This is a genomic window from Mesorhizobium sp. B2-3-13, assembly GCF_006442195.1.
In the GTDB taxonomy this organism is placed as follows: Bacteria; Pseudomonadota; Alphaproteobacteria; order Rhizobiales; family Rhizobiaceae; genus Mesorhizobium; species Mesorhizobium salmacidum.
Genome location: NZ_VFVQ01000004.1, coordinates 273,297 through 280,053, shown reverse-complemented (window position 1 = coordinate 280,053; position 6,757 = coordinate 273,297). Strand labels below are relative to the sequence as shown.

At 61.4% G+C, this 6,757-nt stretch carries 7 protein-coding genes; 5 read left to right on the top strand and 2 right to left on the bottom strand.

The features are described 5' to 3' along the window. Window positions 1–246: 246 nt before the first annotated feature. Window positions 247–453: a helix-turn-helix transcriptional regulator gene (locus FJ941_RS29370; RefSeq protein ID WP_023825501.1), complete on the top strand. Its 207-nt coding sequence runs from the start codon at window positions 247–249 to the stop codon at window positions 451–453. Between the two features lie 178 nt (window positions 454–631). Here FJ941_RS29370 and FJ941_RS07500 read toward each other — a convergent pair whose 3' ends face one another. Both FJ941_RS07500 and FJ941_RS29175 read right to left on the bottom strand, forming a co-directional pair. Next, entirely contained in the window at window positions 632–1,906 is a 1,275-nt protein-coding gene (locus FJ941_RS07500) for a tyrosine-type recombinase/integrase (protein WP_140504357.1), read from the bottom strand. Between the two features lie 82 nt (window positions 1,907–1,988). Then, window positions 1,989–2,135, bottom strand: a complete 147-nt coding sequence (locus tag FJ941_RS29175) for a hypothetical protein (RefSeq protein WP_210242213.1) — start codon at window positions 2,133–2,135, stop codon at window positions 1,989–1,991. A 488-nt stretch (window positions 2,136–2,623) separates the two neighbouring features. Between FJ941_RS29175 and kdpF the strand changes: the two genes are divergently transcribed. The 4 genes from kdpF to kdpB are packed head-to-tail and all read left to right on the top strand — an operon-like array spanning window position 2,624 to window position 6,755. Then, window positions 2,624–2,713: a K(+)-transporting ATPase subunit F gene (kdpF, locus tag FJ941_RS07495; protein ID WP_015315765.1), complete on the top strand. Its 90-nt coding sequence runs from the start codon at window positions 2,624–2,626 to the stop codon at window positions 2,711–2,713. A gap of 25 nt (window positions 2,714–2,738) precedes the next feature. Beyond that, window positions 2,739–4,442: a potassium-transporting ATPase subunit KdpA gene (gene kdpA, locus FJ941_RS07490; RefSeq protein ID WP_140504355.1), complete on the top strand. Its 1,704-nt coding sequence runs from the start codon at window positions 2,739–2,741 to the stop codon at window positions 4,440–4,442. Window positions 4,443–4,449: 7 nt separating this feature from the next. After that, a complete protein-coding gene (locus FJ941_RS07485; protein ID WP_027142995.1) occupies window positions 4,450–4,665 on the top strand; it encodes a hypothetical protein in 216 nt (71 codons plus the stop codon). Continuing rightward, a complete protein-coding gene (gene kdpB, locus FJ941_RS07480) occupies window positions 4,662–6,755 on the top strand; it encodes a potassium-transporting ATPase subunit KdpB (RefSeq protein WP_140504353.1) in 2,094 nt (697 codons plus the stop codon). The genes FJ941_RS07485 and kdpB overlap by 4 nt, the downstream gene beginning before the upstream one ends. The last annotated feature ends 2 nt before the right edge of the window (window positions 6,756–6,757 follow it).

Here is a 6,757-nt window from a genome sequence, read left to right as displayed (position 1 = left end):
GCCCGCCAGCAAGCGCCGCCGGGTGACGAAAGACAAACTCATGCTATTGTCGGAATCATCCATGATCCGAGCTCCATGAAAGCTGGGGTTGTGGTTAGGTTGGACGGGTGTGACCGCACCTGTCCAACCGCTTAAGATGCTAGTCGGCATCAACGGTAGTATCAGTGTTACTATCTATGGCCATCAAATGCAACAACTTAGTAACAGGGTTACTACGGCATGGCAATAACTTCGGCCCAGTGTCGGATGGCGCGGGCAGCTCTCCATCTAGGCATTCGGGAGCTTGCTGCCCTCGCCAAGGTCTCTCCCAACACTATCGCGCGATTGGAGCGCGGCGAGGTTTTGTTCGACAACACACTGCAGGCGGTTCAAGGTGCCCTGGAGAACGCTGGCATCGAATTCATTCCAGAGAACGGTGGTGGGCCCGGCGTGCGCTTAGCCAGGCGAAATTAGAGGTGGCGTCACGCAGCGCCCATCGAACCGAGCGGAAACATCTCAGCGACACCGCTGATAGTTCCGGTTCCCCGATGCGATCAGCGATCGATATTGCTGAACAGCTTAGCGTTCCGTTTTGCTCGCGAGCTTATCGCCTTCGGTCGGCGTTGCCGAGGCTCATGTCTTAGAGCTTTGGTCAGTTCCCGCCCCGCAAAAACGCAGCCCAATCGCTCATCATGGCGCGGCGTTTCTCAATCATGGTTTCGCGCCGGTATGCGGCCTCAACGTCGCTGTTGATGGCGTGGGCGAGCGCAAATTCCCGCATGTCTCGGGGATAGTCGGACAACTCCCCTGCCCAATCAGAAAACGTTGACCGCAGCCCATGGGGCACGGCTGGACGCTTCGAGTTCTTGTCGAGCCAGCCCATGCGGCCCGCCTCGATCTCGCTTTCGTGCATCCGCCTCATGGTAGCGCTCAACGTCATGTCGGATAGCATGCCGCCCCGGATCGCTGGAAACACATATTCTGTGTCGGCGGCCGCGGCCTCTCTCATCGCAGTTAGGATTGTCATTGCCGCATCGGATAGCGCCACAACGTGCGGCCGCCTCATTTTCATTCGCGATGCCGGCACTGTCCACAATTTGGCGTGCCAATCGATTTCAGGCCATTCCATGCCGCGCACTTCGCCTGATCGCGCAGCGGTCAATGTCACGAATTCCAATGCCCGTGCACCCGTGCCTTCGCGTTTGCGCAATGCTGCGAACCACGTGGGCGCGTCTTTCAACTGAACGGCGGGCTGATTATCGACTGTCGCAACCTTGCTTGGCTTGGACAACATAGCATTGAGATTGCCCTTCCACTGTGCCGGATTGTCGCCCTCGCGGTGTCCGTGTGCCTTTGCCCAATCAAGCACGCGTTCGCAACGTTGCCGCAAACGCGTGGCCGTCTCAGTCTTGGTCGTCCAGATCGGCTTAAGGATTTCGACCACGTGATGTTTGGTGATTTCGGAAACGGCAAGATTGCCGATGACGGGCATTGCATACGTGTCCAGCGTGGATTGCCATTGCTTCCGATGCTTTTCGTTCCTGAATTCCGCCAGTGTGTCGGCAAGGAATTTGTCAACGGCATCGCGGAATGTGAGATGGCGCTTTGCGGCCTCGATCGCGGCTTTGCGACGCTCGCGCTTCTCTTGAAGCGGATTGATGCCGTTGCGGATTTTGTCTTTGGTTGCCCTCGCCCGCTCGCGGGCTTCGCCCAATGATACGTCATGCCCGCCAAGACCCATTTCGCAACGCCGGCCATTGACGTTTGTTGTGCGCAATAGCCATGACCGGCCGCTGCCCGGCGTGATTTGGAGCATGAGCCCGGCAACACCGCCAACAGCAAACACAGCGTTGCCCGGTGTGGTCGATCCGGGGTGTTTCAAGTTCTTGACGGCTAGTGCTGAAAGTTCCTTCGCGATCTTCGGCATTTCTCTATCCCATCATCTTACCCGCCAAAAATAATGGCATTGGATGATGCGGATTGCAACGGCGCGAGACGGCCATTTTAGGTTAAAGCATTGATATTGCCTTGTGATTTTCGTTGATTGAGATGACATGAGACAGCAATATGGCTGTCGCTCTCTCCGCCATAACCACTTGATTTTCCTGGGCAATTTTAAAATTTTTCAAACCTTGCGCGCCAAGAAGCCCTGTCATCGGAAATGCCATTGGATGCGACTGCGTGCAACAGCATCCTACAGCGCGTCACTGCGTTAGGCCGCAATTCCCGCCTGGCGTTGGCTTGGGATGGTCCTTTGCCGCTTTCACAATACGCCGCCTGATAGTCGGTGCCACCTCCAAACCGTGGCTCGCTGGTAGTCGTCGAAGGCGACCCTCTATCGCCGGTGGCCCGCCGCCTACCCCGAAACCTTTATAAGATTCCTATTTCTTTGCCCTCCGTCCCGTCTCGAACCTTTATGGCGATCGGGTCCATATAACACGCCGACAGAAGCTTTGAATGCCATCGCCATCGAGGCGACGAACAAGCGCGAGCGGTTTTGGCCTCTTCGATTGTGGCCGAAAGACAGTGAAAGCAAGGAAGGCAATCATGGACGTCATTGTTCTCGGGATCGGGGTTTTGTTCTTCGCCCTGTCCATCGTCTACGTCAAAGCTTGCGACAGAATTTAGGCTGAAGGATCAAACCATGCTTGTCGATTACATCCTCGGTGGTGGCGTGACCTTGTTCCTGCTCGCCTACCTCACCTATGCCCTCATTCGTCCAGAGCGTTTCTAATCCACCGGCGCACGGAAGCTACATCATGACCATGAACGGATGGATACAGATCCTCCTCTATTGCGGGATCCTCGTTTTGCTGGTGAAGCCGCTCGGCTTCTACATGCACCGCGTCTTCAAAGGTGATCGCACGCCGCTTTCGCCGATCTTCCGCCCGGTCGAACAGGGGCTCTACCGCATTTGCGGAACCAGCGAGCGCGAGGAACAGCACTGGGCCAGCTATGCGGTGGCGCTGCTGCTGTTCAACCTGGCAGGCTTCCTGGTGCTCTATATGCTGCAGCGCCTGCAGGGCGGCCTGCCTTACAATCCGGCAGGCATGAGCGCGGTCGACCCGGCGCTCGCCTTCAACACTGCCGCCAGCTTCATGACCAACACCAACTGGCAGAACTACGGCGGCGAAAGCACGATGTCCTACCTCGTGCAGATGGCTGGCCTGACTGTCCAGAATTTCGTTTCGGCCGCCACAGGCATTGCCATTGCGATCGCGCTGATCCGCGGCTTCGCCCGCGCTTCCGGAAGATCGATCGGCAATTTCTGGGTCGATATGACGCGCGCCACGCTCTATGTGCTTTTGCCGCTCTGCGTCGTGCTCACCTTGGTCTATGTCTGGCTCGGCATGCCCCAGACGCTCGGGCCTTACGTCAACGCCACCACGCTGGAGGGAGCCAGGCAGACGATCGCGCTCGGCCCGGTCGCCTCGCAGGTCGCCATCAAGATGCTCGGCACCAATGGCGGCGGGTTCTTCAATGCCAACGCGGCACATCCATTCGAAAACCCCGATGCCATCTCCAACCTGATCCAGATGCTGTCGATCTTCGTCGTCGGCGCTGCCTTGACCAACGTCTTCGGCCGCATGGTCGGCAACCAGCGTCAGGGCTGGGCGATCCTGGCCGCCATGGGCGTGCTGTTCATCGCCGGCGTCGCCGTCTGCTATTGGGCGGAGGCCGCGGGCAATCCGCTGGTGCGTGCGCTCGGCATCGACGGCGGTAACATGGAAGGCAAGGAGACCCGTTTCGGCATCGCGCTCTCGGCGCTGTTCGCGGTCATCACCACGGCTGCCTCCTGCGGCGCGGTCAACGCCATGCATGACTCGTTCAGCGCGCTCGGCGGCATGATCCCTCTCATCAACATGCAGCTCGGCGAGGTCATCGTCGGCGGCGCCGGCGCCGGCTTCTACGGCATGCTGATGTTCATCCTGATCGCCGTCTTCGTCGCCGGCCTGATGGTCGGCCGAACGCCCGAATATCTCGGCAAGAAGATCGAGGCCAAGGAGGTCAAGATGGCGATGCTGGCCATCCTGTGCCTGCCGCTGGCGATGCTGGTTTTCACCGCCATCGCGGTGGTGCTGCCGAGCGCCGTCGCGTCGATCGCCAATGGAGGGCCGCACGGCTTCTCCGAAATCCTCTACGCCTACACCTCGGCGGCGGCCAACAATGGTTCGGCCTTCGGCGGCCTCAGCGGCAACACGCCCTGGTACAACATCACGCTCGGCATCGGCATGCTGATGGGCCGTTTCCTGGTCGTCATACCGGCGCTCGCCATCGCCGGCGCGCTGGCGGCGAAGAAGACCGTGCCCGCCTCGACCGGCACCTTCCCGACCGACGGCCCGCTGTTCGTCGGGCTGCTGGTCGGCGTCATCGTCATCGTCGGCGGCCTGACCTTCTTCCCGGCGCTCGCCGTCGGACCTGTCGTCGAGCACCTGGCAACGATTCATGGACAAACATTCTGAGGCAGACATGTCCTGGTTCAGCAACAAGCGCCGCAATGTCAGGCATCGGGCCGATCCGGGGAAGGAGGGAATGCCGCCTCCTTTCCCGACCCTGTCGACATTTCTTGGGCTTGCCGCCGCCATGATCGCGCTCTGGCTGCTGGCCTACGGGCTTCCTCATCTCTTTCCGGCGTCCGACCAATCGGTGCCGCACATCAATACTGAAGCCGGAGCTTCAAAATGAGCCAGTCAAAATCGGCCAGCATCATGGATGCCGGCATCCTGTGGCCCGCCATCGGCGGTGCCTTCCGCAAACTCGATCCGCGCACGCTGGCCCGCAATCCGGTCATGTTCGTCGTCGCCGTCGTGTCGGCGCTGACATCGGTGCTGTTCGTCAAGGACCTCGTCACCGGTGGCGGCGATCTGCGCTTCACGCTGCAGATCATCATCTGGCTGTGGTTCACGGTGCTGTTTGCCAATTTCGCCGAAGCCGTCGCCGAGGGGCGCGGCAAGGCGCAGGCGGATTCCCTGCGCAAGGCGCGCACCGAAACCCAGGCCAAGCTTTTGACGGGCGAGGATCGCACCAAGTTCAAGCTGGTGCCCGGCACCGGTTTGAAGGTCGGCGACATCGTCCTCGTCGAGGCCGGCGACATTATCCCGTCCGACGGCGAGGTGGTGGAAGGCGTCGCCTCGGTCAACGAGGCGGCGATAACGGGCGAGTCCGCGCCGGTCATCCGCGAATCCGGCGGCGACCGCTCGGCGGTCACCGGCGGCACGCAGGTGCTCTCCGACTGGATCCGCGTGCGCATCACCGCCGCCGCCGGCCATACTTTCCTCGATCGCATGATCTCGCTGGTCGAAGGCGCCGAGCGCCAGAAGACGCCGAGCGAAATCGCGCTCAACATCCTGCTCGTCGGCATGACGCTGATCTTCGTGCTGGCCACCGCGACCATCCCGAGCTTTGCCTCCTACTCAGGCGGCTATATCTCGGTGACCGTGCTCGTCGCGCTGTTCGTGACCCTTATCCCGACCACGATCGGCGCGCTGCTGTCGGCCATCGGCATTGCCGGCATGGACCGCCTGGTTCGCTTCAATGTGCTGGCCATGTCGGGCCGCGCCGTCGAAGCCGCCGGCGACGTCGACACGCTGCTGCTCGACAAGACCGGCACCATCACGCTCGGCAATCGCCAGGCGACCGAGTTCCGCCCGGTCAGGGGTGTCAGCGAGCAGGAACTGGCCGACGCGGCACAGCTTGCCTCGCTCGCCGACGAGACGCCGGAAGGCCGCTCGATCGTGGTGCTGGCCAAGGAGAAATATGCCATCCGTGCCCGCGACATGGCGACATTATACGCCACGTTCGTGCCCTTCACGGCACAGACCCGCATGAGCGGCGTCGACGTAGACGGCTCTTCGGTGCGCAAGGGCGCGGTCGATTCGATTCTGACCTATGTCAGCCAGCCGACATCAGCCACACACGGCACACGGCCGGGAAGCGATACCGTGCGCGACCTGCAGGCGATCGCCGACGAGATCGCCAAATCGGGCGGCACGCCGCTGGCGGTCGAGAGGGACGGGCGGCTGCTCGGCGTCGTCCACCTCAAGGACATCGTCAAGGGGGGTATCCGCGAGCGCTTCGCCGAACTGCGCAGCATGGGCATCCGCACGGTGATGATCACGGGCGACAATCCGATGACGGCGGCAGCCATCGCGGCGGAGGCCGGCGTCGACGACTTCCTTGCCCAGGCAACGCCCGAGGACAAGCTGAAGCTGATCCGCGACGAACAGGCCAAGGGCAAGCTGGTCGCCATGTGCGGCGACGGCACCAACGACGCGCCAGCCCTTGCGCAGGCCGATGTCGGCGTGGCCATGAACACCGGCACGGTCGCCGCCCGCGAGGCCGGCAACATGGTCGACCTCGACAGTGATCCGACCAAGCTCATCGAGATCGTCGAGATCGGCAAGGCGCTGTTGATGACGCGCGGATCGCTGACCACCTTCTCGATCGCCAATGACGTCGCCAAGTACTTCGCCATCATTCCGGCCATGTTCGCCGTCTTCTACATCGCGCCAGGCCAAACGACGGGCCCGTTGCAGGCGCTCAACATCATGCACCTTGCGACACCGCAGAGCGCCATCCTGTCGGCCATCATCTTCAACGCGCTGATCATCATCGCGCTGATCCCGCTGTCGCTGCGCGGCGTGAAATACCGGGCGATCGGCGCCGGTGCGCTGCTCAGCCGCAACCTTCTCGTCTACGGCCTCGGCGGCATCGTCGTGCCGTTCGTCGGCATCAAGATAATCGACATGGCCATCACGGCCCTCGGCCTTGCATAAGG

Bases quoted from the DNA above. Each gene is read 5' to 3' on its own strand.
- kdpA (WP_140504355.1), top strand. From the start codon at position 2,739: ATGACCATGAACGGATGGATACAGATCCTCCTCTATTGCGGGATCCTC.
- FJ941_RS07485 (WP_027142995.1), top strand. From the start codon at position 4,450: ATGTCCTGGTTCAGCAACAAGCGCCGCAATGTCAGGCATCGGGCCGAT.
- FJ941_RS29370 (WP_023825501.1), top strand. From the start codon at position 247: ATGGCGCGGGCAGCTCTCCATCTAGGCATTCGGGAGCTTGCTGCCCTC.
- FJ941_RS29175 (WP_210242213.1), bottom strand. From the start codon at position 2,135: ATGACAGGGCTTCTTGGCGCGCAAGGTTTGAAAAATTTTAAAATTGCC.
- FJ941_RS07500 (WP_140504357.1), bottom strand. From the start codon at position 1,906: ATGCCGAAGATCGCGAAGGAACTTTCAGCACTAGCCGTCAAGAACTTG.
- kdpF (WP_015315765.1), top strand. From the start codon at position 2,624: ATGCTTGTCGATTACATCCTCGGTGGTGGCGTGACCTTGTTCCTGCTC.
- kdpB (WP_140504353.1), top strand. From the start codon at position 4,662: ATGAGCCAGTCAAAATCGGCCAGCATCATGGATGCCGGCATCCTGTGG.